Origin of the sequence: Serratia sp. BNK-4 (genome assembly GCF_048685115.1) — a bacterium.
In the GTDB taxonomy this organism is placed as follows: Bacteria; Pseudomonadota; Gammaproteobacteria; order Enterobacterales; family Enterobacteriaceae; genus Serratia; species Serratia bockelmannii.
Genome location: NZ_JBLQTM010000001.1, coordinates 2,716,645 through 2,742,693, shown reverse-complemented (window position 1 = coordinate 2,742,693; position 26,049 = coordinate 2,716,645). Strand labels below are relative to the sequence as shown.

21 protein-coding genes are annotated in these 26,049 nt (G+C 58.0%); 16 read left to right on the top strand and 5 right to left on the bottom strand.

Going from position 1 to position 26,049, the window contains the following annotated elements; genetic code table 11:
* Nucleotide 1 precedes the first annotated feature (1 nt).
* The 3 genes from efeB to lpxO all read left to right on the top strand — a co-directional run bounded on the left by efeB (nt 2) and on the right by lpxO (nt 3,942).
* Nucleotides 2-1,300, top strand: a complete 1,299-nt coding sequence (gene efeB / locus ACMGGW_RS13210) for an iron uptake transporter deferrochelatase/peroxidase subunit (RefSeq protein WP_089181026.1) — start codon at nt 2-4, stop codon at nt 1,298-1,300.
* A gap of 716 nt (nt 1,301-2,016) precedes the next feature.
* Nucleotides 2,017-2,805 (top strand): phosphate starvation-inducible protein PhoH, encoded by a 789-nt coding sequence (phoH, locus tag ACMGGW_RS13205; RefSeq protein ID WP_015378226.1) that lies wholly within the window; start codon nt 2,017-2,019, stop codon nt 2,803-2,805.
* 234 nt (nt 2,806-3,039) lie between these two features.
* Nucleotides 3,040-3,942 carry a lipid A hydroxylase LpxO gene (gene lpxO / locus ACMGGW_RS13200; RefSeq protein ID WP_025303230.1) on the top strand — a complete coding sequence of 301 codons (903 nt, stop codon included), beginning with the start codon at nt 3,040-3,042 and terminating at the stop codon, nt 3,940-3,942.
* Nucleotides 3,943-3,978: 36 nt separating this feature from the next.
* On the opposite strand, the gene chaA is transcribed toward lpxO, so the two are convergent.
* Nucleotides 3,979-5,082 (bottom strand): sodium-potassium/proton antiporter ChaA, encoded by a 1,104-nt coding sequence (gene chaA, locus ACMGGW_RS13195; protein WP_025303229.1) that lies wholly within the window; start codon nt 5,080-5,082, stop codon nt 3,979-3,981.
* 294 nt (nt 5,083-5,376) lie between these two features.
* Nucleotides 5,377-6,195 carry a siderophore-interacting protein gene (locus tag ACMGGW_RS13190; protein WP_025303228.1) on the bottom strand — a complete coding sequence of 273 codons (819 nt, stop codon included), beginning with the start codon at nt 6,193-6,195 and terminating at the stop codon, nt 5,377-5,379.
* Nucleotides 6,196-6,325: 130 nt separating this feature from the next.
* Here ACMGGW_RS13190 and chaB point away from each other — a divergent pair, with 130 nt between their 5' ends.
* The 10 genes from chaB to ACMGGW_RS13140 all read left to right on the top strand — a co-directional run bounded on the left by chaB (nt 6,326) and on the right by ACMGGW_RS13140 (nt 17,469).
* Nucleotides 6,326-6,553 carry a putative cation transport regulator ChaB gene (chaB, locus tag ACMGGW_RS13185; RefSeq protein ID WP_025303227.1) on the top strand — a complete coding sequence of 76 codons (228 nt, stop codon included), beginning with the start codon at nt 6,326-6,328 and terminating at the stop codon, nt 6,551-6,553.
* A 251-nt stretch (nt 6,554-6,804) separates the two neighbouring features.
* Nucleotides 6,805-7,500 (top strand): gamma-glutamylcyclotransferase, encoded by a 696-nt coding sequence (locus tag ACMGGW_RS13180; RefSeq protein ID WP_043138579.1) that lies wholly within the window; start codon nt 6,805-6,807, stop codon nt 7,498-7,500.
* A gap of 301 nt (nt 7,501-7,801) precedes the next feature.
* Nucleotides 7,802-8,755 (top strand): HTH-type transcriptional regulator Cbl, encoded by a 954-nt coding sequence (cbl, locus tag ACMGGW_RS13175; protein WP_025303225.1) that lies wholly within the window; start codon nt 7,802-7,804, stop codon nt 8,753-8,755.
* 175 nt (nt 8,756-8,930) lie between these two features.
* A complete protein-coding gene (locus tag ACMGGW_RS13170) occupies nt 8,931-10,499 on the top strand; it encodes an ABC transporter substrate-binding protein (protein WP_049295813.1) in 1,569 nt (522 codons plus the stop codon).
* Nucleotides 10,499-11,554: an ABC transporter permease gene (locus ACMGGW_RS13165; RefSeq protein WP_049204111.1), complete on the top strand. Its 1,056-nt coding sequence runs from the start codon at nt 10,499-10,501 to the stop codon at nt 11,552-11,554. The genes ACMGGW_RS13170 and ACMGGW_RS13165 overlap by 1 nt, the downstream gene beginning before the upstream one ends.
* Nucleotides 11,551-12,420: an ABC transporter permease gene (locus ACMGGW_RS13160; protein ID WP_016927339.1), complete on the top strand. Its 870-nt coding sequence runs from the start codon at nt 11,551-11,553 to the stop codon at nt 12,418-12,420. The genes ACMGGW_RS13165 and ACMGGW_RS13160 overlap by 4 nt, the downstream gene beginning before the upstream one ends.
* Nucleotides 12,410-13,252, top strand: a complete 843-nt coding sequence (locus ACMGGW_RS13155) for an ABC transporter ATP-binding protein (RefSeq protein WP_025303222.1) — start codon at nt 12,410-12,412, stop codon at nt 13,250-13,252. The genes ACMGGW_RS13160 and ACMGGW_RS13155 overlap by 11 nt, the downstream gene beginning before the upstream one ends.
* Nucleotides 13,249-13,920, top strand: a complete 672-nt coding sequence (locus ACMGGW_RS13150; protein ID WP_043138574.1) for an ABC transporter ATP-binding protein — start codon at nt 13,249-13,251, stop codon at nt 13,918-13,920. The genes ACMGGW_RS13155 and ACMGGW_RS13150 overlap by 4 nt, the downstream gene beginning before the upstream one ends.
* A gap of 132 nt (nt 13,921-14,052) precedes the next feature.
* A complete protein-coding gene (locus ACMGGW_RS13145; RefSeq protein ID WP_089181023.1) occupies nt 14,053-15,627 on the top strand; it encodes an ABC transporter substrate-binding protein in 1,575 nt (524 codons plus the stop codon).
* A 231-nt stretch (nt 15,628-15,858) separates the two neighbouring features.
* The gene (locus tag ACMGGW_RS13140) at nt 15,859-17,469 is read left to right on the top strand and encodes a hypothetical protein (protein ID WP_025303219.1); all 1,611 of its coding nucleotides are present in this window, start codon (nt 15,859-15,861) and stop codon (nt 17,467-17,469) included.
* Here the strand turns inward: ACMGGW_RS13140 and ACMGGW_RS13135 are convergent.
* Nucleotides 17,466-18,134, bottom strand: coding sequence for a prepilin peptidase (locus tag ACMGGW_RS13135; protein WP_197832280.1), 669 nt, complete (start codon nt 18,132-18,134; stop codon nt 17,466-17,468). The genes ACMGGW_RS13140 and ACMGGW_RS13135 overlap by 4 nt on opposite strands.
* Before the next feature lie 430 nt (nt 18,135-18,564).
* Here ACMGGW_RS13135 and ACMGGW_RS13130 point away from each other — a divergent pair, with 430 nt between their 5' ends.
* Nucleotides 18,565-20,076 carry a YchO/YchP family invasin gene (locus tag ACMGGW_RS13130; RefSeq protein ID WP_025303217.1) on the top strand — a complete coding sequence of 504 codons (1,512 nt, stop codon included), beginning with the start codon at nt 18,565-18,567 and terminating at the stop codon, nt 20,074-20,076.
* Here ACMGGW_RS13130 and narL read toward each other — a convergent pair.
* Both narL and narX read right to left on the bottom strand, forming a co-directional pair.
* Nucleotides 20,073-20,723 carry a two-component system response regulator NarL gene (gene narL / locus ACMGGW_RS13125; protein WP_025303216.1) on the bottom strand — a complete coding sequence of 217 codons (651 nt, stop codon included), beginning with the start codon at nt 20,721-20,723 and terminating at the stop codon, nt 20,073-20,075. The genes ACMGGW_RS13130 and narL overlap by 4 nt on opposite strands.
* 10 nt (nt 20,724-20,733) lie before the next feature.
* Complete coding sequence (gene narX, locus ACMGGW_RS13120) at nt 20,734-22,518, bottom strand: nitrate/nitrite two-component system sensor histidine kinase NarX (RefSeq protein ID WP_049204108.1); 1,785 nt, start codon at nt 22,516-22,518, stop codon at nt 20,734-20,736.
* Nucleotides 22,519-22,868: 350 nt separating this feature from the next.
* Here narX and ACMGGW_RS13115 point away from each other — a divergent pair, with 350 nt between their 5' ends.
* Complete coding sequence (locus ACMGGW_RS13115) at nt 22,869-24,263, top strand: NarK family nitrate/nitrite MFS transporter (protein ID WP_025303214.1); 1,395 nt, start codon at nt 22,869-22,871, stop codon at nt 24,261-24,263.
* Between the two features lie 772 nt (nt 24,264-25,035).
* A complete protein-coding gene (locus ACMGGW_RS13110) occupies nt 25,036-25,935 on the top strand; it encodes a winged helix-turn-helix domain-containing protein (protein WP_060433321.1) in 900 nt (299 codons plus the stop codon).
* Nucleotides 25,936-26,049 lie beyond the last annotated feature (114 nt).

Below are 26,049 nucleotides of genomic sequence, written 5' to 3'. Positions count from 1 at the left end.
TATGAGCAACAAGGCAGGCCCGAATAACGGGCCTCATCCGCACTCTCAGGGGGCGGCATCGCCTTCGCGGCGCCGTTTGCTGCAAGGGCTGGGGCTGGGCGCACTGGCACTGGGCGGCACCCGTCTGGTGCAGGCGGCGGACAAAGCGGCGGAGCCGTTGGCGACGCCGCAGGATGAGCGCTGGCAGAAGCAGCCGTTTTATGGCCGCCATCAGGCCGGGGTGCTGACGCCGCAACAGGCGGCGATGATGCTGGTGGCGTTCGATGTGCTGGCGACCGACAAAGCGGGGCTGGAGCGCCTGTTCCGGCTACTGACCGATCGCATCGCCTTCCTGACTCACGGCGGCAAGGCGCCGGAGGTGGACGCCAAACTACCACCGCTCGATTCCGGCATCATGGGGCCGGAGATTTACCCGGACAACCTGACCATCACCGTCTCGGTCGGCGCATCGCTGTTCGACGAACGCTTTGGTCTGCAGGCGCACAAACCGCTGAAATTGCAGAAAATGACCCGCTTCCCCAACGATGCGTTGGACGCCGGGCTTTGCCACGGCGACCTGCTGCTGCAGATCTGCGCCAACACCAACGAAACCGCTCTCCACGCGCTGCGTGACATCATCAAGCACTCGCCGGATCTGCTCAGCGTGCGCTGGAAGCGGGAAGGGTTCATCTCCGCGCACGCGGCGCGCAGCAAAGGCAAAGAGACGCCGATTAACCTGTTGGGGTTCAAAGACGGCACCGCCAACCCGAAAACCGACGACAAACCGCTGATGGATAAGGTGGTGTGGGTCGGCGACAGCGTCGGCGAACCGGCGTGGACGGCGGGCGGCAGCTATCAGGCGGCGCGTATTATTCGTTTCCGCGTCGAGTTTTGGGATCGCACGCCGCTGCAGGAGCAGGAAACCATTTTCGGCCGCGAGAAGCACAGCGGTGCGCCGCTCGGCATGAAGCATGAACATGACGAGCCGAATTACGCGAACGATCCCGACGGTAAGGTGATCCCGATGGACGCGCACATTCGCTTGGCTAACCCACGCACGCCGGAAAGCCAAAGCAACCTGATGCTGCGGCGCGGCTACAGCTATTCCCTTGGCGTCTCCAATGCCGGGCAGTTGGAAATGGGGCTGCTGTTCGTCTGTTATCAGGCCGATCTGGAGAAAGGCTTCCTGACGGTGCAAAAAAGGCTGAACGGCGAAGCGTTGGAGGAATACATCAAGCCGATTGGCGGCGGATATTTCTTCGTGCTGCCGGGCGTGAAAGAGAACGGTGACTATCTGGCCAGCGGCCTGCTTAAGGCCTGAACCCGGAATGACGAGGCGGGATCGCCTGCCTCGTTTTACTTTGTTTTGCCTGCCGTAAGGAAGATTGAGCGTCGAAAGTCAATTCGACACCTGGCCTATGGATTAAAAAACACGCACCGCCGCGTTTTTTGGTTGTGCAAAATTTAATCAGGAAACCAAAGTGTCATTCGCGGTTTTTAATTGTAATTTGTTGAAATTTATATGTTAAAAATTTTTATGGAATGACGTGTCGCGCGTGATATAGTGTTTTAACGATAACTAAAAACAAAACATATAAAATTTTTTTACATTTTAGTAACGCGACAGGATTGAATGTCATTATACTGTAATCATCTGGCGGTAGTTTTCACACGGTGCACAGCTTGAAGCTGTAAATATCACTGCGGGGATCGCTAATGGTAAAGTCCTTGGTTGGGCTGGAAAGAAAAAATAACACATCTCCCCTGATTTCTCGTTGTAACGAGGGTTCTCTCTCCGACTCTCTTTTACCGGCAACTCCGCACTCTTATCGCTACCGAATCTCACCACTTTTTACTCCACGTTTATTGATGCAGTCCGCGTTGTCCCGTGAAAAAACGGCGCTTAAGCGTTGCCGTCAATTCACATTGTCCCTTGGCTCTCATTGGCTCGGAGGAGGCCAAAACCTAATACGTGTGTGAAACATAATCGCACGGCCTGGCCGTTGCGGTAGGTGAAACAAACTGTAAGGTGCCACTATGGGTAGACAGAAAGCAGTGATCAAAGCACGTCGTGAAGCGAAACGCGTTATTCGTCGTGACGCTCGTAGTCATCGCCAGCTGGAAGAAGAGTCTGTGACCTCGCTGGTGCAAATGGGGGGAGTCGAGTCTATCGGCATGGCGCGAGACAAGCGCGATAGCTCACCCATCGAGGCTAGAACCGAAGCTCAGGGTCATTACTTATCAGCCATAGAGAATAAGCAGCTGATCTTCGCCACCGGCGAAGCGGGCTGTGGCAAAACATTTATCAGCGCCGCCAAGGCGGCGGAGGCGCTGATCCATAAAGAGGTGGATCGGATTATCGTTACCCGTCCTGTTTTGCAGGCGGATGAAGACCTCGGTTTCTTGCCGGGGGATATCTCCGAGAAGTTCGCCCCTTATTTCCGCCCGGTGTATGACATTCTGGTACGTCGTTTAGGATCTTCCTTTATGCAGTACTGCCTGCGCCCGGAAATCGGCAAGGTAGAGATTGCACCGTTTGCGTACATGCGCGGACGCACCTTCGAAAATGCGGTCGTTATCCTGGATGAAGCCCAGAACGTGACCGCCAGCCAGATGAAAATGTTCCTGACCCGCCTGGGGGAAAACGTGACGGTTATCGTTAACGGCGACGTGACCCAGTGCGACCTGCCGCGCGGCGTGAAATCCGGCCTCAGCGATGCCCTGGAACGCTTCGAAGAGGACGAGATGATCGGCGTTATCCGCTTTGAAAAACAGGACTGCGTACGCTCCGCTTTGTGCCAGCGCACGCTCAACGCTTACAGTTAACCTATCCGCTAATGGAAAGGCCGCTTCGGCGGCCTTTTTTATCTCCGCAATTTCCTCTCTCGTTTAACCTTTGTGTAAATTATTGTGGTTTTCTGTATAGATTTTCGTTGAGTTAGCGTTAATGATTAATGGGTTCCAGATTGGCGCGCAATTTGCCTGTGCCGCCAAAAGGACATTATCTGGGGTGTGCGCCGCGCGGCGCATAGCGTGTGGGTTCCTTGATGCGATTCAAACATGAAATACATCATTCTGATTTTGCTTATTTTATGCGTCGTCTATGTGCATTACCGCGGACGGGTGCGCTACAACGTGTGGCGACAGCTGTCTGACCATTCTACCTTTACCGCACCGTTGAACGTTTTCATGTATCTGTTTTCCCGTGTGCCGACTACGCCGTATCTGAAGCCGGAGCAGTTCCCTGAACTGGCGGTACTGCGGGAGAACTGGGAAACCATCCGCGACGAAGGACAGAAGCTGATGGAGATCCAGCAGATCAAAGCGTCCGATCAATTCAACGATGCCGGTTTCAACTCGTTCTTCAAGACTGGTTGGAAACGCTTTTATCTTAAATGGTATGAAGACAGCCATCCTTCCGCCATGACCCTGTGCCCGCAGACCACGGAACTGCTGCGCAGCCTGCCTTCGGTCAAGGCGGCGATGTTCGCCGAACTGCCGGACGGCAGCCGGTTGCCGCGCCACCGCGATCCTTACGCCGGTTCGCTGCGTTATCACCTGGGGCTGATTACTCCCAACGATGACCGCTGCTTCATTGAGGTGGACGGCGAACGCTACAGCTGGCGCGACGGTGAAGGCGTGATGTTCGATGAAACCTATCTGCACTATGCGGAAAATCAGAGCGGGCAGAATCGTCTGATCCTGTTCTGCGACATCGAACGGCCGATGCGCTACCGCTGGGCACAGGCGGTTAACCACTGGCTGGGGCGCAATCTGATGAGCGCCGCCACCGCGCCGAACGAAGAGGGCGATCGTACCGGCGGCGTCAACAAGATGTTCAAATACATCTATGCGATACGCCGGGTGGGGAAACGCTTGAAGGCCTGGAACCGCACCGGTTATTACATCATCAAGTGGATTTTGTTCGGGGGGATCGCCGCGGCGATATTCTTCTCGGTATAACGAAGGCAGGGGCGCACAGAGTGCGCCCCTTTTTGATCAGGCGAAGATAGTCATCATGTAGGCGGCGAACAGCGCCAGGTGGGCGGTGCCGTTCAGCACGTTGGTGCGTCCGGTCGAGAACGACAGCTGGCACAGCAGCAGCACCGTCAGCATCACCACGATATGCGGCGTTTGCAGGCCGAAGATCAGCGTCTGCCCGGTCAGGGTGGCGATGATGGTCACCGCCGGCACGGTCAGGGAGATGGTCGCCAGCACCGAACCGAAGAACAGGTTCATGGCGCGTTGCACCTGATTGTTCAACACGGCGCGCAGCGCGCCCAGACCTTCCGGCGACAGGATCAACAGCGCCACCAGGAAACCGGTGAACTGCGCCGGTGCATTCATCTTGGTCAGCAGGCCTTCCAGCGGATTGGCGTTGAACTTGGTGACGGCGATCACTGCGATCAGGTGCACGATGAGCCAGGCGGCGTGCCAGGCGCTGCTGTGCGAAGAGGGCTTGCCGTGATGCGGATCGCCATCGTCGTCTTCATGCTCGTACACGAACAGGCTCTGATGGGTTTTGGTCTGGATCACCAGGAACACGCCATACATGGCGGCGGATATCAACGCCACCAGCAGCGCTTGCCCGGTGCTGAAGTTGCCGCCAGGCAGCGCGCTCGGGAACACCAGCACGATCACCGCCAACGGGAAAATCGCCATCAGATACTGTTTGATGCCGCCGAGGTTGACGTACTGGGTGGCGAACTTGCGCCCGCCGAGGAGCAGCGCGAAACCGACCAGGCCGGCGGAAACGATCATAATGATGGAATACAGCGTGTCGCGCATCAGCGCCGGTGCGGCGTCGCCGGTGGCCATCAGCGCGGAAATCAGGCTGACCTCGAGGATCACCACCGACAGGCTGAGGATCAGCGAGCCGTAGGGTTCGCCCAATCGGTGGGCCAGCACGTCGGCGTGGCGCACCACGCTGAAGGCGCTGCTGAGGATCCCCACCAGCGCGAGAATATTGATGCCGACGATTAGCGGAAAGTTATCGGTGCTACCCCATAGATTTAGCACTACCAACGCGGCGATAGGGAAGATCAGAGAGTATTCGGTGTGGCGAGATTTGGTGGATCGGCCAGGATCGTGTTGCGACTTCATGAGGGTGGCACTCCTTCTCAAACAGCGTAGCCCGTCAGCGCCGGTTGCCGTGATACGGCAACTCTGCGTTTCCAGTAGGTATTTTATATTAGGATACACCCACGGCGCCGGTGTGATGTTGTTTTTATCTGAGAAAGCAATTGCTTGCTTTATGTGATCAGGGTAGCAAAAAAACCGCACGGGGTGCGGTTTTATTTACTTACTTTTACGCAATAACGCCAAGTTTTAACGTTAGATTTGAGAAAAGTCACGTTTACTTGTTTAGTACTCGGTTAATCAAGGAAAATGAGACGATCAGTCGTCAATATTATCCATGATTTCATGCCGTTTATTGTGGTAACCCTCTTCATTTAGCCCCTCACGCCAGTAAGGCACAGCATAAAGACGATTACGATCGCATTGACGTTCACGGCGTAGGTAGCGGCGCAGCTCTACCACCAGGCGATCTTCACCGGCGAGCCAGAAGTGGGTATCGCTCTGCGGCACGGATTGCGCGCGGAACCGAGCGACCAATTCGTCGGTTTTCTCTGTGCCGCCGACAACCCAATTCACCTCAACGCCGGCAGGCTTTTTCAGGTCAATGACGTCAGCGTTGCTGTCGACGCGGACGAAAGCGCGTCCGGCGCTGTGCGGCGGCAGGTTTTCCAACAGCGCGGCCAGCGCAGGCAGTGAGGAGGGATCGCCCGCCAGGGAGTAGAAATCGGCGGCCGGCAGCATCGGTTTGGGGCCGCCTGGGTTGCTGATGCCGATTTTATCGCCGGCTTTCGCCTGGCGCGCAAAGTCGACCGCCGGGCCCTGATGGTCATGAATGGCGAACTCGATGTCCACTTCCGCCAGTTCCGGGCGCACGGCGCGGATGGAATAGGTGCGCACGATCGGGCGTACGGCATCTGCGGCCCAACGCGGGCCGTTTTCGGTCAGCGTCGGCAGGTCCGGCTGCGTCTGGCCGGCGAGCGGCAAAAAGACTTTGATGTGTGCAGCGGCGGCATTGGCCGGGTAGTAACGCAGATCGGGGGCGGTAAAGGTAATGCGGCGCAGGTGCGGCGTAATGTCCTGTACGCGGCTGACGGCGATCAGGTAGGGGGCGCGTGAGCGAGGGGCTTCGGTAGTCACGGGGATCTCCTTATAGTTCGTTTGGCGGTGAGTATAACATGTCGTTTGATAATGAGAATTGTTTGCTAATTGAGACGAAACCGCATGTGGGCTAGGCTTAAGGTTCACTCATCCTGAAAGGGGAGGCCATATGCCCTACCACAGCACGAACGACTTGCCGGACAATGTGAAGCATGTGCTGCCGGAACATGCGCAGGCGATCTATAAAGAAGCGTTCAACAGCGCCTGGCAACAATACCGCGATCCCGATGACCGGCGCGGTGACGACAGCCGTGAAGAGACGGCGCATAAGGTGGCTTGGGCGGCGGTCAAGCAAAGCTATCGTAAGGGCGATGACGAACGTTGGCATAAAAAGTAACGAATTATCACGCAGCAAAAATCGCGCAGACATTATGTGGAGCCCGGCAATTAATATTATTGCTGCTCAGTACAAATACTTTTTCACTTTAACGCCGCTTTGTAACTTGATTGCACGTCAGGAAAAGAATAAGGTCATTCTTATAAGGCGCGGTGATTGAATTAATAAAAATCCGCAGCCGAAAATAAAACATCAAAGGTTCAGCAGTGGCGAGGGAAGGCGAGAAATCGTATTCCCGGGAGGTAATATCAGTGTTAACGCGAGATTTTCTGCAAAAAGCGGATTGCAAAACTGCATTCGGCGCTATTGAGGAGTCGTTGTTGCTGACGCCTGAACAGCGTGCAGCCTCGTTGGATTGCACCTTATCGCGCCGGCCGGGTCACAGCCCCGTATGGATATTCGGTTACGGTTCGCTGATGTGGAACCCGGTTTTCGAATCGGAAGAAGTGCGGCCGGCCAAGCTGCAGGGTTGGCACCGGGCGTTCTGTATGCGCTTGACCGCCGGGCGCGGCACGCTGCATCAGCCGGGGCGCATGCTGGCGTTGAAGGCCGGCGGCCACACTACGGGCCTGGCCTTTCGCTTGCCGGAAAGCAAACTGCGTGAAGAGTTGGAGCTGCTTTGGAAGCGCGAAATGGTGACCGATTGCTACGTGCCGACCTGGTGCGAGCTGCAGTTGGATGGCGGCGAGAAGGTTACTGCGTTGGTATTCGTGATGAACCCGCAGCATCCGCTGTTTGAAGAAGACACCAGCTACCAGGTGATCGCGCCATTGATCGCCAGCGCCAGCGGCCCGCTGGGCACCAACGCGCAATATCTGTTTGCGCTGGATAACGAGTTGAAGCACCACGGCATGCAGGATGATTGCATCGGCGATCTGGTGCGCTGCGTGCAGCAATGGCTGCAGCAGAACCGCACCGGCGGCATCGGCAGTGAGGCCACCGCCTGAGGCTGCTGCGGGAATGCGAACGGTGAGGGGCTCAGCATGCTGAGCCCTTTTTTTATATCTAATGCCTATATTTAATAACTTTAATTTGCACAGTGATTGAAGGCATGTTTTTATTGTGGTTATCTATCCCTTTATTTTTAAAGTCATTCGCTGTTTTTTGTCAGTTTCCCATCCCCTATGCGAAGCAGAATGATCGACTTAGTATTAAATTGCATAAGTAAAGGTTATTTCTTATTTGTTCAGCCCCGCGGGACTCCGTATCAATATGGCTAACGCTACTGGAAGAAACAGGGAGACGGGGATGAACTTTCAACAATTAAAAATTATTCGTGAATCGGCGCGCTGCAACTACAACCTGACCGAGGTCGCCAATACGTTATTTACCTCGCAGTCCGGCGTCAGTCGGCATATTCGCGAGCTGGAAGAAGAGCTGGGCATCGAAATATTCATTCGCCGGGGCAAACGGCTGCTGGGCATGACCGAGCCCGGCAAAGAGCTGCTGGTGGTGGCGGAGCGCATTCTCAACGACGCCAATAACATCCGTCGCCTGGCGGATGTCTTCAGCAGTAACGACTCGGGCCAGCTGCATATCGCGACGACGCACACCCAGGCGCGCTATAGCCTGCCGGGGGTGATCAAAGAGTTTCGCGCGCTTTATCCGCGGGTGCGGGTGGTGCTCAATCAGGGCAGCCCTGAAGAGATCGTCTCGATGTTGGCCGCCGGCGAAGCCGATATCGGCATTGCCAGCGAACGGCTGATGAGCGACGAATCGCTGGCGTCGTTCCCATATTACCGCTGGCATCACACCATTCTGGTGCCGGAAGGGCACGAGTTGACGCGTCAGCCGCAGGTGACGCTGGAGATGCTCAGCACTTTGCCGCTGATCACTTACCGGCAGGGCATTACCGGGCGCGCGAAGCTGGATGCGGCGTTCAAAGCGGCGGGCCTGACCCCGGACATCGCGCTCAGCGCACAAGACTCCGACGTGATTAAAACCTATGTCGAACTGGGATTGGGCGTGGGCGTGCTGGCGGACATGTCGTATGAAAAAGAGCGCGATCGCGGGTTGGTCAGCCTCAATGCCGAGCATTTGTTTGAACCCAATACGGTATGGCTGGGCCTGAAACGCAGCCAGCTGCAGCGCAACTATGCCTGGCGCTTTATCCAACTGTGCAACCCGACGCTGTCGCTGACCGAAATCAAAGACAAGGTCTTCTCGTCGCAGCTGGACGCGGTGATTGATTACCAGATTTAACCGATAAGCGGCAGGCAATTCCTGCCGCGCATTCTGCATTGCCCGCCTAATAATCAAAACCCCATCTATATACATAAAAAGAATATCTATAGTGATTTAAGTACCTTCAGCTGCCGATCGCGCTCGCATACACTCGCAAAATTATTATAAATTCCATCCGCTTGGAGAGTTTCAGATGAAAGCGCTCGTTCCTTCTTTGCTGTTTTTGGCCGTGGCGGCCAGCGTTAACGCACAGGCGGCGACGCCGGCCAACACGTTGGTGATCGCACAGTCTATCGATGACGTGGTCAGCTTTGACCCGGCCCAGGGATTTGAGTTAACCACGGTGCAGTCGTTCAACAGCCTGTATCAACGTTTGATCCAGTCCGATCCGCACAACCCCATCGATCTCAAGCCGACTCTGGCCAGCAGCTGGCAGGCCGGCGCCGATAACCGCAGCCTGACTTTCAGCCTGCGCTCGGACGCTAAATTCGCCAGCGGTAACCCGCTGCGGCCGGAGGACGTGATCTTTTCGCTTTCACGGGTGGTGAAATTGAATCTGGAGCCGTCGTTTATCCTAACGCAGCTGGGCTGGAACGCGAAGAACGTGGATCAACACCTGACCAAGGTGGATGACCATACGGTAAAAATCAGCTGGAGTGAAAACGTCAGCCCGGCCTTCGTGCTCAGCCTGCTGTCGGCGCCGGTATCCTCGATTGTCGACGCCAAAGAGGCGCTGGCGCACCAGCAGGGCGACGATCTGGGGCACCAATGGTTGAACAGCCACTCCGCCGGCAGCGGCCCTTACAAAATTCGCACCTATGTGCCGCACGAAGTGGTGGTGCTGGACGCGAACCCCGGCTCGCCGGAAGGGGCGCCGACGTTGAAAACCATCCTGATCAAAAACGTGCCCGATCCGGCCGCGCGCCGTTTGCTGATTGAGCAGGGCGATGCCGATATCGCCCGCAACCTGGGGGCGGACCAAATGGCGGCCCTGAAGGGCAAGCCGGGCGTCAAACCGTTGGCCATTCCTTACGCCTCGCTTTATTACCTGCAGTTCAACGCCAAGGCGTCGCCGGCGCTCGGCAACCCGGCATTTTGGGAGGCGGCGCGCTGGCTGTTCGATTACCAAGGCATCGCCGACGATCTGCTGAAAGGGCAGTTCCAGAGCCATCAGGCATTCCTGCCGGACGGTTATCTGGGCGCGCTCAAGGATCAGCCGTACAGCTTCAATCCACAGAAAGCCAAAGAAATACTGGCCAAAGCGGGGCTGAGCAACGTCAGTTTCCGTCTGGACGTCAACAACCAGCCGCCGTATCTGGATATCGCTCAGGCGCTGCAGGCCAGTTTTGCTCAGGGCGGCGTGAAGGTCGAACTGGTGCCGGGCATCAGCTCGCAGGTCTCCACTAAGGTGAAAACGCTTAACTACGATGCGACGCTGACCTCCTGGGGACCGGATTACTTCGATCCTAACACCAACGCGGCCGCCTTTGCCTACAACCCGGAGGACGGCAGCAAGACGCTGGCCTGGCGAGCCAACTGGCAGATCCCGGCGCTGAGCAAGTTGACGCTGGCCGCCACTGCAGAAAACGACACCGCCAAACGGGTGGCCGACTACCAGCAACTGCAGAAAGAGGTGCAGCAAAGCTCGCCGTTTGTCATCGGCCTGCAGGCGCGCAGCCTGATCGCAGTGCGTGACAACCTTAAGGGCTATGTGCAGGGCATCAACCCTGACATGGTGTTCTACAGCAAGGTCAGCAAGTAATGGCTGCTGACCTGTCCGCCAGCGCCGGGGCGGCCCGGCGGTATTGGCGCAGGGGCGGGCGGCTGCTCGGCGGCGCGCTGTCGCTGGCGTTAACGCTGCTCGGTCTGCTGCTGTTCACCTTCATGCTGTCGCACCTGGCGCCGATCGATCCGGCGCTGCAGGTGGCGGGCGATCACGCCAGCGAAGCCACCTATGCGCAGGTGCGGCACGAGCTGGGGCTGGATCAGCCTCTGCCGGTGCAATTTTGGCGCTATCTGGTGCACCTGGCGCATGGCGATCTGGGCATTTCGCGCATCACCGCCCAGCCGGTGTTGAGCGATCTGCTGCGTACCTTCCCGGCGACGGTGGAACTGGCCACCTGCGCCATTATCCTCGGCGCTCTCGGCGGCATTACGCTGGCGTTTCTGGCGGTGCTCAAACCAGGCAGTTGGCTGGATAACGCGGCGCGCTTGCTGTCGCTGATCGGTTATTCGGTGCCGATTTTCTGGTTGAGCCTGCTCGGGCTACTGCTGTTCTACGCCACGCTGCACTGGTCGGCGGGGCCGGGGCGGCTGGATGACATTTACTTGTACAGCATGGAGCCGCGTACGGGTTTCGTGTTGATTGACAGCTGGCTGTCCGGCGATCGCGAAATGTTCTACAACGCCATCAGCCACCTGTGGCTGCCGGTGGTGGCGCTGGCGCTGCTGTCGATGGCGGGTATCACCCGGCTGCTGCGCGCGGCGATGCTGGAAGAATGCAACAAGGAATACGTGACGCTGGCGCGCTCCAAGGGCGCCGGCCGCCTGCGCATTCTGCTGCGTCATGTGTTCCCCAACGTGCTGGGCACGCTGATCACCGTACTGTCTCTCTCCTACGCCAGCCTGCTCGAGGGCGCGGTATTGACCGAAACGGTGTTCGCCTGGCCCGGCGTCGGGCGTTACCTGACCTCGGCGCTGTTTGCCGCCGACACGCCGGCGATCCTCGGCGCCACGCTGCTGATCGGCACCTGTTTCGTGCTGTTGAATGCGCTGGCTGACGCCTTGACCTATTTAGTGGATCCGCGAACCCGATGAGCCAATATCTCTCTGAACACGAACCGCAAAGCGAGCCGGCCGTCGGTTACCGCCGCGGTCGGCGCCTGACCACGCTGACGCTGGGCGCGGCGCTGGTGGCGATCCTGATCGTCACCGCGCTGCTGGCTCCGTGGCTGGCGCCTTTCGACCCCAATCTGCAGCATATCGAGCTGCGGTTACTGCCGCCTTCCGCCGCACATTGGCTGGGCACCGACGGCTTCGGCCGCGACTTGCTCTCCCGCGTGATTTACGGCGCACGGCCGACGTTGATCCTGGTGTCGTTGATTCTGGTGTTGACCATTCCCATTGGTCTGCTGGTCGGCATTTGCGCCGGTTATCTCGGCGGCTGGGTAGAGCGTATTTTGATGCGTCTGACCGACATTTTCCTGTCGTTGCCGAGCCTGGTGATCGCGCTGGCGTTCGTGGCGGTCATGGGGCCGGGGCTGATGAACGGCGCGCTGGCGTTGGCATTGACCAGCTGGCCGGCCTTTGCCCGCCAAGCGCGGGCCGAAACCCTGGCGCTGCGCCGCAGCGACTACCTGGCGGCAGCGCGTATGCAGGGCATCAACGGGCTGCGGCTGATGGTCGGCCACATTTTGCCTTTATGCCTGCCGAGCGCGGTGGTGCGCGCGGCGTTGAGTCTGGGCGGCATCATCTTGTCCGCCGCCGGTCTGGGGTTCCTCGGCATGGGCGTCGCGCCGCCGACCGCCGAATGGGGATCGATGGTGGCCGAAGGCAGTAAAGTGATTTTCGACCAATGGTGGGTCGCCGCCGCACCGGGCGGGGCGATCCTGTTCGCCAGCCTGGCGTTTAACCTGCTGGGCGATGGCCTGCGCGACAAAATGGATCCTCGTCATGGGCACTGATAACACCTTATTGACCGTTGAACGTTTGGCGATCGGCGTGCCGGGGCCGCAGCCGGTGGCGCTGGTGAAGAATATTTCGTTCAGCATGGGGCGGGAGCGACTGGCGCTGGTCGGTGAGTCCGGCTCCGGCAAATCGTTGACCGCGCGTGCGCTGATGGGGCTATTGCCGCCGCCGTTGCAGCTGCAGGCGCAGCGCCTGACGTTGGGCGATGAAGACTTGACGCGCCTGAGCGAACGCCAGTGGAGCCGCCTGCGCGGCGACCGGGTGGCGATGGTGATGCAAGATCCCAAACATGCGCTGAATCCCAATCAGCCGATCGGCCGTCAGGTGGAGGAACCGCTGGTGCTGCATGCCAAGCTAAGCCGCGCCGAGCGGCGTGAAAAAGTGCTGGATATGTTGGCGGCGGTGGGGTTGCCCGATCCGGCGGCGCTGTGTGGCCGTTATCCGCATCAGCTCTCCGGCGGGATGGGGCAGCGGGTGATGCTGGCCATTGCGTTGATCAACGATCCGCAGCTGTTGATTGCCGATGAACCCACGTCGGCGCTGGATCACCAGATGCGCGATCAGGTGCTGCAACTGATAGACAATCTGGTGGCGCAACGCAACATGGGGCTGATCCTGATCAGCCACGATTTGCAGCAGGTGGCGCACCACTGCGAGCGGGTGCTGGTGATGTACAAAGGCGAGCTGTTGGATCAACTGCCGGCAGCAGAGCTGGCGCAGGCCACGCACCCTTATACTCGCACGCTGTGGGCGTGTCGGCCGAGCCGCGAGACGCGCGGCAAACCGCTGCCGGTACTGGACCGCGCGCTGTTGGAGACGTTGAAATGAGCGTAATTGCACTGGAGAACCTCAGCGTCAGTCACCGTCAGGGCTATGAACAGCGCACCGTGGTGCACGACGTTAACCTGCGCATCGAACCGGGCGAGTGTTTCGGCCTGGTGGGGCCTTCCGGCTGCGGCAAGTCCTCGTTGCTGTGGGTGCTGGCCGGGCTGAACGACAGCTGGCGCGGCGGTTTTGAACTGCTCGGGCGGCAGCTACAACCGGGGCAGGCATTTACCGGCGAACTGCGGCGCGAGGTGCAGATGGTGTTTCAAGATCCCTATGCTTCGCTACACCCTAAACACCGGCTGTTGCGTACGCTGTCGGAACCGCTAAAACTGCTGCAGGAAAGCGACATCGAACGCAAAATCGGCGCGGGCTTTCGCCAGGTGGGGTTGGATCCGCGCCTGCTGGATCGCTATCCGCATCAGCTATCGGGCGGGCAGCGGCAGCGCGTGGCGATCGTGCGCGCATTGCTGCTGCGGCCGAAGCTGTTGCTGCTGGATGAGCCGACCTCGGCGCTGGACATGTCGGTGCAGGCGGAAATCCTTAACCTGCTTAACGAGCTGAAACAGGCGGGCGATCTGACTATGGTGCTGGTCAGCCACGATGCGGACGTGATTGACCACATGTGCGATCGTTCGGTGGCAATGGCGCACGGCCGCATCATCGTTTAACCCTATGCCCGCCAACGTGGCGGGCATATCCATCTTGGTAATAAATAAAGCAATTTATCGTCGTTCTTCTGTTAATTCTTACCCTCTACACTCGTCAAACAGCGCAACCGCGTGATTGTGGAGAGTGTATCGATGAAACGGTTAATCCCAACCTTGTTGTATGGCGCGCTGGCGGCCGCTTTCGGTGCGCAGGCCGCCACCCCGCAGGATACCTTGGTGGTGGTCAGTTCGCTGGAGGGCATTATCAGCCTCGATCCGGCGGAGAGCTTTGAAACCGTCAGCTCGGCCAATCTGGTCAACCTCTATCAGCGCCTGGTGGCGCCGGATCGCGCCGCGCCGCAAAAGCTGGCGCCGGACGCCGCAGGCAGTTGGCAGGCGGGCGCCGATGGCCACAGCCTGACCTTTACCCTGAAACCGCAGCAACGTTTTGCTTCCGGCAATCCGCTGCGGCCTGAAGACGTGATTTTCTCGCTGGTGCGTGCGGTAAAGCTGAACAAGGCGCCGTCGTTTATTCTCGGTGAGTTTGGCTGGACGCCGGATAACGTTGAGCAGCAGCTGAAGAAGGTGGGGGATAACCAGGTGCAACTCACTTGGCCCGCCAACATCGGCAGCGAGCTGGCGCTGCGGCTGCTGACGGCGAACGTGGCTTCGATCGTGGATGAGAAGCTGCTGAACGAGCACGCGCAGCAGGGGGACTACGGTAACGCCTGGCTGCGCAGCCATTCCGCCGGCGGCGGCCCGTATCGGGTAAATAACTATGTGCCGCATGAGGCGCTGCTGTTTGGCCGCAACGATTACGCGCCGTCGCCGGCAAGGTTGAAAACGGTGCTATTCAAGAACGTCAGCGACGCCGGCACCCGCCGTTTGCTGTTGCTGAAGGGGGATGCCGACGTGGCCTACGATCTGGGCGCCGACCAGTTCGACTCGCTGCGCAACGCGCCGGGCGTGCGCATCGAACAGGCCGATGCGCCCCGGATCTATTACCTCGGTTTCAACACCGGCAGCAAAGACAATCCGGCGCTGGGCAATCCGGCGTTGTGGCAGGCCGCGCGCTGGCTGGTGGATTATCAGAGCATCGCCGAGCAGCTGCTGAAAGGGCAATATCGCGTGCATCAGGCCTTCTTGCCGCAGGGATTGGACGGCGCGCTCGACGATCGGCCATTTAAGCTCGACGTAGACAAAGCCAAACAGATCCTGCGCGATGCCGGCATCGCTGAAGGTACGCGCATCGATCTTATCGTCATCAACCAACCGCCGTATACCGACATCGCGCAGGCGCTGCAGGCCAGTTTTGCGCAGGCCGGACTGCGGTTGGATATCCATCCGGTGGTGGAAAGCGATCTGTGGGGCAAGATGCGCGGCCGCGATTTTCAGGCGATCTTCACCTACTGGGGCGCCGACTACCTGGATCCGAACACCAACGCCAGTGCCTTTGCTTACAACGTGTCAGGCGGGCCGAAAACCTTGGCCTGGCGCACCCAGTGGGACATTCCCGCCATCAGCGCGGAAACGCGTGCCGCGGCTGCGGAAGGGAATAGCGCCGCGCGCAGCGCACGCTACGTCACGTTGCAACGGGAATTACAGGCCAGTTCGCCCTATGTGGTGGCGCTGCAGGGGCAAACGCTGGTGGCATTGCGGGACAATGTCGAAGGTGCCCGGCTGGATATCGCCAACAGCATGTTGTATCTGGATCGGGTCAGTAAGTGACGGCAACGCCGTGCGCCTGGCCGAGCTTTCTGTCGCGCCATAGGCCGACAGCGCGTGAAATCGCTTGCTGTTGCCACCACGAATCGTGAAATGTTGTGTCAGGGTGAAATAAAATGAAATTTCATAACGTGCTCATATGACGGTGGTAGATTGGCTTCGAAAGGCGGCGTTGTTTACGCCTTTCACCGCGGTCGTCCGCAATGATGCGGACACATCACGTCAGGAGAGATTATGGACAATAACGAAAAGGCTTCAGCAGCGCGCGCAGCAACCTTGCTTGCCACCGGTGAGGTGGTTACGCCGGAACAGTTTTATCAGGACAGCGACGGAAGCAACTGGGGGCCGGCGATCAACAAAGCGGCGGCGGCGGCGCTGCAAGCCGGCGGTACGTTGTCCCTGGGGAAGCGGGTGTATACGGTCGCCGGACACGTACTCATTCAGACGACAACGGACATCTACGGCGGCATCGGTTTACGGGTGGTCGGATTGGGGCGGGCGACCAAAATTGTCAAGACGGCAGACAGCAGTTACACCAACGAACAGGGCGAAACGAAGAAAGCGGTGATCGTGGTAAAAGGCTTCGCCAATCTGACGCTGCACGGCTTGACGTTGCGGGATGATACCGGCGTAGACGACACCCACGGCGTGTGGTTCAGCGACCGCAATATGACGAAGTTTGATATTCGCGACATTTACACCAAGGTCGGCGGTTATTCGCTATTTGTCTCGGGCGACATGTTCATCAACTGGCTGGTGAACGTGCAGATGGAGGCAAACGCCAATCGCCCGGGCGATGGGGTGCTGTGGATGGACAAGTCTGGCACCACCAATTTTATAGACGGCCTCTACGCCGCTCGCGCGAAGGGTACGGCGTTCAGAATTTCAGGGTTTTACTCTACTATCGGCTCGTTGGCTGCGGATGACTGCATCGGCGATATCTACTCTTTCAAAGATTTTAACGGCACGATCAATTCGTTGGGTTGCGAGAACCGCAACACGCAGCGCGCCGCCAATGTCAGCGTGCTGTCCACCAACTTTGCCCAAGGCACGATAGGCAATATCAATATCCAGGACGCGCAGAATGTGGAGAGCGGGGGCGTGTTGTGCCGATTCATCAACGAATCTCGTTGGGATATCGGTCAGTTGACTCTTTACAGCGGTTCTAAGACGCCTTTCCCGGTGGCGATCGCCGCCTGCAGCAACAATACCGAGGTAACCTTCAGTAACGTATACAACGGCGGCGTCCCGGTGGCCGGCAAAAGCACCGTCGATGTGACGTCGTTTTTAAGCGGGGTTGAAGCGATGTACAGTCTGGGCGAGCGGGGTATTGCCCCTTCCGCCTCCAGCAACCATTTGCCGCGCAATATATCGAAACAGCCATCGTGGACTTTTTTAGGCACCCTGACTGCGCCGGATCGGCAACCTACAACGCGCATTACTCTTCAACAGGGCGTAAGCACCAAGGTGCTGGCGTGCGATTTATATATCACGTTCGATCTGACCTCGCAGGCGACCGCCTTTGTCGTCAATAAAGGCAGCTATAGCGCGAAAGGCGCCTTTATGTTGCGTCGCACTGGGCCGTTGAGCTGCGAAATATATTACCGTGTCGAGAAAGATTTCGGCTTTGGCAGTTATCAGGTGCAGACTACACGCGGCAGCTACTGGCGGCCGGACGGCGTTTCGTTGAGCACGCCGCCCTCCGATGCGTTGGAAATCCGCAGCGATGAGGTGTTATCCACGACCAGACTCGCGGTGATCCAACCACTGGCCAATCCGACAACGGCCAGCACGGCGGAAGTGGCCGGATTGCTCAATCGGCTGATCGAGACACTGAAGAATTAACCGAATAACGCCGGCGCGTTCTGGCCGGCGTCCATCAAGAGCAGCAACCAGCCGGCGGCCGCCAAGGCGATGCCGAAAGGCTGCGGCGTTCGCCAGGCGCGACGGTTGCGTCGGCCGCGCGCCAATGCCATGCCTAATCCGAACATTGCCGCCAGGCAGACCAGCAGCGGCAATATTGTCCAACCGAGCCAGGCGCCCAGCGCGGCCAACAGTTTGAAATCGCCCTGTCCGATGCCGTTACGCCGCCGCACCTGCCGATAAAGCGCGTTGAGCAGCCACAATGCCCCGTAACCGGCCACGGCGCCGAGAACCGCGTCGTCAAGCGTTGCCCAGCGAGCGTCAAGATTGCACAGCAGCCCGCCCCACAGCAGCGGCTGGGTTAGCCGGTCCGGCAGCCACCGGTGACGCCCGTCTAGCCAGGCCAGGGCGATCAGCAGTGCCGCGGCCGGCGGTAACCACAGCCGGTGTGCTGCCGGCAGGTCGAAGGGCAACGCCGTCAACGCCAAACCCAGGGCCGTTAGCAGCAGTCTGCGGCGGCGCAATCTCGGCGGGCTGGCGCGCACGGCCGCCGTTCGCTCCAAGCGGGTGATGAGCGCGAAGGCGACCAGACCCGCCGACAGCAGCGCGGTGAAAAACAGCGCGTGCCACAGTGAGGAAATAAACATCAAGGCTCCGCCAGTCGTGAAACAGATGTTTAAAATAACGGCAAAATGCATATTTCATCGGGGTGAAATGCGGTGGATTGTGAGGAATGCGCAGTCGTACGCATCGCCACTTTACGTATTGCAGAGTGATACAATGCCTTGCGCGGTGGCGCTCAGCAGTGGTGTGCTGTGCTTTTTATCGGCAAAATCGACGCTAAAATGCGGTGAGTTCATTTGGCGGCGGGAATGGATCGGTAAATGGTGCAAGTGACGCTGTCACTGAAGCGCGATTGGGGTTTATCCTATTGTTTCTGCTCGTCAAGCCGTTAGGCTTTAAGAGAGAGGTGTCCCCGCCAGGCCGGGACGTAAGGTTTTTCAGATCTGCCGTGGGAAAGGCGGCAGCAAAGCAGTGGGTTGGCATGCTCCAGGAGGGAGGGAGGCCAACGGTGTCATGAAAGACGTGATTCAGGCAATACTTATCAAGACCAAAAAACGATTCTGGCGCCGACGCCAGACGGCGTGGCTGGCCGGGCCACTGGTGTGGCTGGCCGGCGCAGCGGCCGCGTGCGCCGAATCCCCGCCGGCGCCGGACAGCGTCATCTCTTCTGAACAGGCCGCCGCGGACCCAGCCGCGAATTTGCCGGAGTTGGGCGGTGCGCCCGACGATGCCGCGCGCGAGAAGCAGTGGGCCGAGATGGCCAAGCAACTCGGCGAAAAAGAGTTGAACAACGTTTCACGTCAACAGATGCGCAGCCGCGCCGAAGATTATTTGCTGGGCCAGGCGACCGGTGCGCTGCAGCAACAGGCGCAGGAGCTGTTGTCGCCGTTGGGTACCGCCAGGCTATCGCTGAAGATGAGCGGCGAGGGGGACTTTACCGGCAGCAACGGGCAGTTATTCAGCCCGCTGTACGACGTCGACGGATTGTTGACCTACAGCCAGATCGGCTGGCTGCAGCAAAGCGCCGGGGCGCTTGGCAATTTCGCGCTGGGGCAACGCTGGATCGCCGGCGACTGGCTGCTGGGGTACAACACGGCGCTCGACAGCGATTTTGCTCGGCAGCGCAATAGAGGCAGCGTCGGTGCGGAAGCCTGGGGGGATTATCTGCGTTTCTCCACCAACTATTACTACCCGCTGTCGGCGTTGTCGCAACAGCCCGGCGATGGGGTATTTTTCAGCCGTCCGGCGCGCGGTTACGACATCACGACGCAAGGTTATCTGCCGTTTTATCGCCAGATCGGCGGTTCGCTCAGTTATGAGCAGTATCTGGGCGATAATGTCGATCTGTTCGGCAGCGGCAAAAAACAAAACGATCCGCGCGCGATGCAGCTGGGGCTCAATTACACTCCGGTGCCGCTGGTGACGATGAAGGCACTGCATAAGATTGGCGCGGGCGGGCAGAGCCAGGATCAGGTCGAACTGGCGCTGAGCTATCGGCTCGGGGTACCGCTGGTGAAGCAGATTTCGCCGGAGTATGTGGCGCAGGCCAAGTCGCTGCGCGGCAGCCGCTACGATCCTATCGAACGCAAGAACGTGCCGGTGCTGGAGTTCCGTCAGCGCAAGTCGCTGCAGGTGTTCCTGGCTACGCCGCCCTGGAGCCTGCAGGCGGGGGAAACCGTGCCGCTGGTGCTGGAAATCAAGGCGCTGAACGGCATCACTCACGTCAGTTGGCAGGGGGATACGCAGGCGCTGAGCCTGACGCCGCCGCACAACGCCAACGATCCGCAGGGCTGGACAGCGATCGTGCCGCCGTGGGACGACGCGCCGGGCGCCGCCAACAGCTACCGCCTATCGGTCACGCTGGAGGATGATAAACAGCAGCGCGTGACGTCCAACTGGATAGAGCTGAAAGTGGCGCCGCCGCTGACGGCAACCGCCGGCGATGACGCGGGCCTGCCGCCGATCAAAACCCTGACGCCACCGCCGATCCCGGCGCAAACCGGGCCGCTGTACGGCGGCGATTAACCGTTTTTGCCCTGCAGCACCCATACGGCGGCCTCGACGCGGGATTTTAGCTTCATCTTTTTCAGCAGGTGTTTGACGTGTACCTTGACGGTGCTTTCAGTGATGGTCAGGCGACGGGCGATCAGCTTGTTTGGCAGCCCTTGGGCGATCAGCTTCAGGATATCTCGTTCCCGCGGCGTTAGTTGCTGAATATCACGATCGGCGCTGGGGCGGTTTTCCCGCAGGCTGGCGGCGAGGATCGGCGTCAGCGCTTCGCTCAGTACCATCTGCCCGGCTGCCGCCTGATGCAGCGCCTTCAGCAGATCCTCCGGCTCCATGTCTTTCAACAGATAGCCGTCGGCGCCGCGTTTGAGCGCGCTGACGACGTCATCTTCATGGTTGGACACGCTGAACACCACGATGCGCCCTGACAGGTCGGTTTGGCGCAGACGATCCAGCGTTTCCAGCCCGTTGATGCCGGGCATGTTCAGGTCGAGCAGGATCAGATCCGGATCGTGCTGCTCCGCCAGCGTGACCCCTTGTTCACCGTTGCTGGCTTCGGCAATGACCTGCAGACGAGCGTCCATGCCAATCAGCTGTTTTACGCCGTTGCGCAGCATCGGGTGGTCGTCGATCAGTAAGATGGTGGCGGCGGTTTCTGTCGTCATGGTGTCTCCGTTAGTCGATGGCGTGGTTATCTGGCGTGAAGCTGACCCGCACCTCAGTGCCGCCGCCGCTGCGCGGTAAAATGTCGCAGCGGCCGTGCAGGCTCTTGGCGCGATCGCGCATGATGATCAAGCCGTAATGGTCGGGGCGAGACGTCTCGGCCGGCAGGCCGCGTCCGTTGTCGCAGACGCTTAGGGTCACTTCGCCCCGTTTATTGATGACCTGAATGCTCACCTCACTGGCGGCGGCATGCTTAAGGATGTTGCTGAGCGCCTCGCGGGCGATCTGCAGCAGGTGAATGGCCTGATAGGCCGGAACCGTGCGTGGCCCCAGCTGGTAATCGAGGCTGATGGTCAGGCCCAGCTTGGGATTGAACTCCGCCACCGTCGATTGCAGCGCCGCCAGCAGGCCCGGTTCGGTCAGCTGCAGGCGGAAGGTGGTCAACAACTCGCGCAGCTGGCGATAGGCGCCGTTCAGCTCTTCACGCATCTGTTGCACCAGCGCCTGGCTGGCCGAAGAGAGCGTTTCTCCCTGCATCTGCAGACAGGCGATCTGCATTTTCAGGCAGGAGAGCGATTGGGCGATGGAGTCGTGCAGCTCGCGGGCGATCGCCGCCCGCTCCTCCATCAGCATCAGCTGCTGTTGGTGGTCGACCTGACGCTCGATGGCCAGCACGCTGGTCAGCTGTTCCACCAGGGTATTGATCAGTTGGCGATGTTCATCGTTCAGCGGTTGCTGCGGCGCATGCTGTGCCACGATCACGCCGTAGTCGCCGAGCTTGTCGCTCAGGCTCCAGCTCAGCGACGGATTGTCGGGATGCTGGCGGTGGCTGTCGTTCAGGCAGGCGCTGCACACCGGGTTATGGCAATGCTCCGGCCTTAGCGGTTGGTTGCCGCTCAGCTGCAGCAGCGGTTCCCGGCTGTCGTTTTCATACAGCCGCACCTGAATGGCGCGCAACGGCGTCAGGGTTTGCAGTTGGTTGAGCAGCGGCGTCAGGCGGCTGCACAACGGCTCGCTGGCGTGCAGCTGGCGGCTGGCGCGGTAGAGGAAGCTCAGCACCTGATTTTTCTGCTGCAGGTCGGCGGTCTTCTCGGCCACGCGCTGCTCCAGCCCACTGTAGGTCGCCGACAGCTCGTCGGACATGGTGTTCAATGCGCCGCCAAGCGACGCCATTTCATCCTGGTGGCCGCGTTGTGCATAGCGGCGGCTAAAATCGCCGCGGCCTACCGCCAAGGCCATCTCCACCAGTTGCCGCCACGGATGCAGCAACCGGCGCCGCAGGTAGCAGGTGGTGCCGATCAACAGCAGCAGGGTCAGCGCGATGAAGCCGGCCTGCACCAGCGTCACCATCAGCAGGCGGCGCTCGGTTTGCCTGTCGATATCCGAGACCAGCTTGTCCAGCAGCTGCACGAAGTGCGCCACCTGCGGGGCGGCATCGGCCGGGCGCTGCGCGCTGCGCAGGCGAGGTTGCAGAGTCTGTTGCCAGTAATCACGCAAGGCGTCGAACGGTTGCGTCAACCCTTCCTGCTCCACCGAACGCTGCAGATCGGGGCTGTTTTCGTCGCGCTCCAGTTCGCGGATCAACGTTTCATGCCGTTCATCCAGCGGCACCTGCGCCAGCAGTCGGTAGCTTTGCATACGCAGCGAGCCGGCTTTGTTGATGGCATGCGCGTTGCCCTGAATGCTTTGCGACATCCAGGCGGAAATCCCCATGCCGGCCACGCCCAGAATGCCCGACAGCAACATCAGCAGGGCGACCTGATTCACGATCGAAAGCGGGGCCAACAGGCGTTTCATAAGCGCGGGTTCCTGGCATTTGGCGCCGCTGAAGCTCAGGGGCGAAGGCGGCGACGAGGTAAATAAGTAACGATTCAGCCGTATTTTTGATTATCCCTGAGCATAACCCCATACCTCGAATGAAGTACCCATTAGTTTCCAGCAGGACGGTGAAGCGGTAAAAATGACGGAGTGATGCTTTCTAATGCATTGATTAAAAGTGATTTAATTTTTATTCGGGGTGTACCCCTAAGGGGATGAAGGCGCTATTTGTGCCGCCAACTACTTGCATTCGGGTTGATATACATCAACTTTGCCGCCGGGGCCGCCCCCTAGGGTGTGCGGAATGATCCCCCGTGTCTGAGGTTTTTATGTCGCAACTTGCAACGCCTTCATCAAAGAAAACCGGTGCGCTGATTCAGGACTGGCGTCCTGAAGACAGCGCCTTTTGGCAGCAGCGTGGCCATCGCATCGCCACCCGCAACCTGTGGATTTCCATTCCCTGCCTGCTGCTGGCCTTCTGCGTCTGGATGCTGTTCAGCGCCGTTGCGGTCAACCTGAACAAGGTCGGTTTCAACTTCACCACCGACCAACTGTTCCTGTTGACCGCGCTGCCGTCGGTCTCGGGCGCTATTTTACGCGTGCCGTATTCCTTCGTGATCCCGCTGTTTGGTGGCCGTCGCTGGACCGCCATCAGCACCTGCTTCCTGCTGGTGCCGTGCCTGTGGCTGGGGTTCGCGGTGCAGGACAGCAGCACGCCGTACAGCGTGTTCGTCATTATTTCCCTGCTGTGCGGTTTCGCCGGGGCGAACTTTGCCTCCAGCATGGCCAATATCAGCTTCTTCTTCCCGAAAGCGCGTCAGGGCGGTGCGTTGGGGCTCAACGGCGGTCTGGGAAATCTGGGCGTCAGCGTCATGCAACTGGTCGCGCCGCTGGCGATTTCTTTCAGCCTGTTTGGCCTGTTTGGCGGCACGGCGCAAAATCAGGCAGAGGGGGGGCAGCTGTGGCTGGAAAACGCCGCCTGGATCTGGGTACCGTTCCTGCTGGTTGCCACCCTGGCGGCCTGGTTCGGCATGAACGATCTGGCCGCGGCCAAGGCATCGCTGCGCCAGCAACTGCCGGTGCTCAAGCGTGGGCATTTATGGATGCTGAGTTTGCTGTACCTCGCGACCTTTGGTTCTTTCATCGGTTTCTCCGCCGGTTTCGCCATGCTGTCGAAGACGCAATTTCCGGACGTAGTGATCCTGCATTACGCCTTCTTCGGGCCATTCCTCGGTGCGCTGGCACGGCCAGTCGGCGGCGCGCTGTCTGACCGTTTCGGCGGCGTGCGGGTGACGTTGATCAACTTTGTAGTGATGGCCGTGTTCGCCGCGCTGTTGTTCCTGACCTTGCCGATGGCGGGTGAGGGCGGTTCGTTCATCGCCTTCTACGGTATCTTTATGGTGCTGTTTCTCACGGCGGGGCTGGGCAGCGGGTCGACTTTCCAAATGATCGCCGTCATTTTCCGTAAAATCACTGTCGATCGCGTGAAAGCGGCCGGCGGCAGCGACGAGAGCGCGCAGCGTGAAGCGGTGACGGACTCCGCCGCCGCATTGGGTTTTATCTCGGCGATCGGTGCCGCAGGCGGCTTCTTCATTCCCCAGGCATTCGGCACTTCGCTGGCGCTGACCGGTTCCCCGGCGGGGGCAATGAAAGTATTCCTGGTGTTCTATATCTTGTGTGTGGTCATCACTTGGGCGGTGTATGGCCGCAAGAAAAAGGCCTGAGTATCAAACGATTTTCTCAATCCCTCCCGACAGGGGAGGGATATTTCGCTCATTCCGAGTCATCTCTCCTCGCTCTCTCAGTGAAATTTTCTGCCTTTAGGTAAAATTCTCATCTCCGCTTGCCGTTTTTTTCTTTTTTTATAGTTATATCTCTCAATATGGGAATGTCTTCTCCCAAGCGTATTATATTATTTGCACGGTTTTTTCGTTTTGTTGAGAGTATTCTTACATTAAAAGATTAATGTCTTTCCCGCAGGTTAAATGAAATTTCTGGGAGGGTAAGGCATAATTAGTGCGATTGTTATAAAATCAGCAATAGGGTTTTGTCTTAGATGCTGCACGCGCCGTGTGGAATGTGTGACAGGGTTAAATCAGATAACTCTCATTCTGTTTTTTCCGGCTTTTTGTAGTCTATCTGACAATCCGATTAGGTGGAAAAACACAATGAACTCACGGAGAAGAATGAAATTTCACAATTTCATTCGGTTAACAACTGAACAGGATTGTTATTTTTTTCTTTTTAAATCAATGAGGTGATCATTTGAACTTTACGGTAGTCATGAAGGAAATCCATGTTGCCAACAGGGAAAAAGAGTCATTTGGATAAACGGAACATCCTTAATAAGGCCTAATGTAAAAAATGAAATCAGAAAATTTTTATAAAGGCCAATATCCGATGAATGCAACCTGTTGAGTTTACATTTAATTTCTTGAACATTTTTTGATATTTCTATACAAAGTGTGCAGGACAGGCACGCTAAGGAAATTAAAAGTGAATCTTGATAGAAGAATAAAGATTAGGAATCTCGATGTTCTGACTCCTGCCGGGGAGAAATTTCGTCTGCGTTGGAAGGAGTATCAAATTCTTTCGCTGCTTGTCGCCAGATCACCAGAACTGGTAACCCGAACGGAAATTATAGAAAATATCTGGAAAGGAACTTACTGCTCAGATTCAACGATAAATCAAACAATTAAATCTATTCGCCAAAAAATCAGCGACTCGGAACATACGCTTATCAGAACCATTCCTCGGCTGGGTTACAAGGTGGAAAATCAAGCGGCTTTTCACTTTATATCCGAGGATGAAGACTACGCTGATGATGATATATTAAATAGCGGTGAGGATATTGGTGTTAATATTCAAGCGGAACTTTCTGAAAGTGAAAGTGAGTCCCCTGAGGCACACGATGAAAAAATAGATAAGCCGCGTAAAACGACGCTTGTTGCAGCGCCTGTTGCAACGGTAGAACCCTCCCAGGAACCCACTCGTGATAAAAAGTCGGCGACGGTGCGCCGATTTTTCAGCATGCCCGCCAGTCGCGTAGTGAAATACCTGACGGCATTTGCTTCTTTGCTGGTTATTTCACATTTTTCATATGTGCTCGGCAACCAAACTCGCCCGCCGGTGATCAATGATATTCAGAACAATACGCGCGTCGTGTTGACGCTGACGTTGAATAACCCCCATACCAACAGCCCACAAACCCTGTTCTGCCTGTACCAGGGGGAGAGCATGGAGCAGGCGACCATCGAATGTGTCGACCCTAAGCAGGGGCAGCTTAAATTACCGGTAAAATATGAGACCTCTTCTACGCCGGGTAAAGGTCGGATTAATCTCATATTGCCGAATAAAACCTTGCAATATCAAGTTGCTTACGATGTTAAAAATTAGTGCTAAATGAGGTTTTATCTTTAGCGATAATTTTACATTTGATGAAATATTTTATTTCATTATTTGTTATTTGAAAGCCGGGTTCGATTTGTCCAGTCTGGAACTCATTACCTA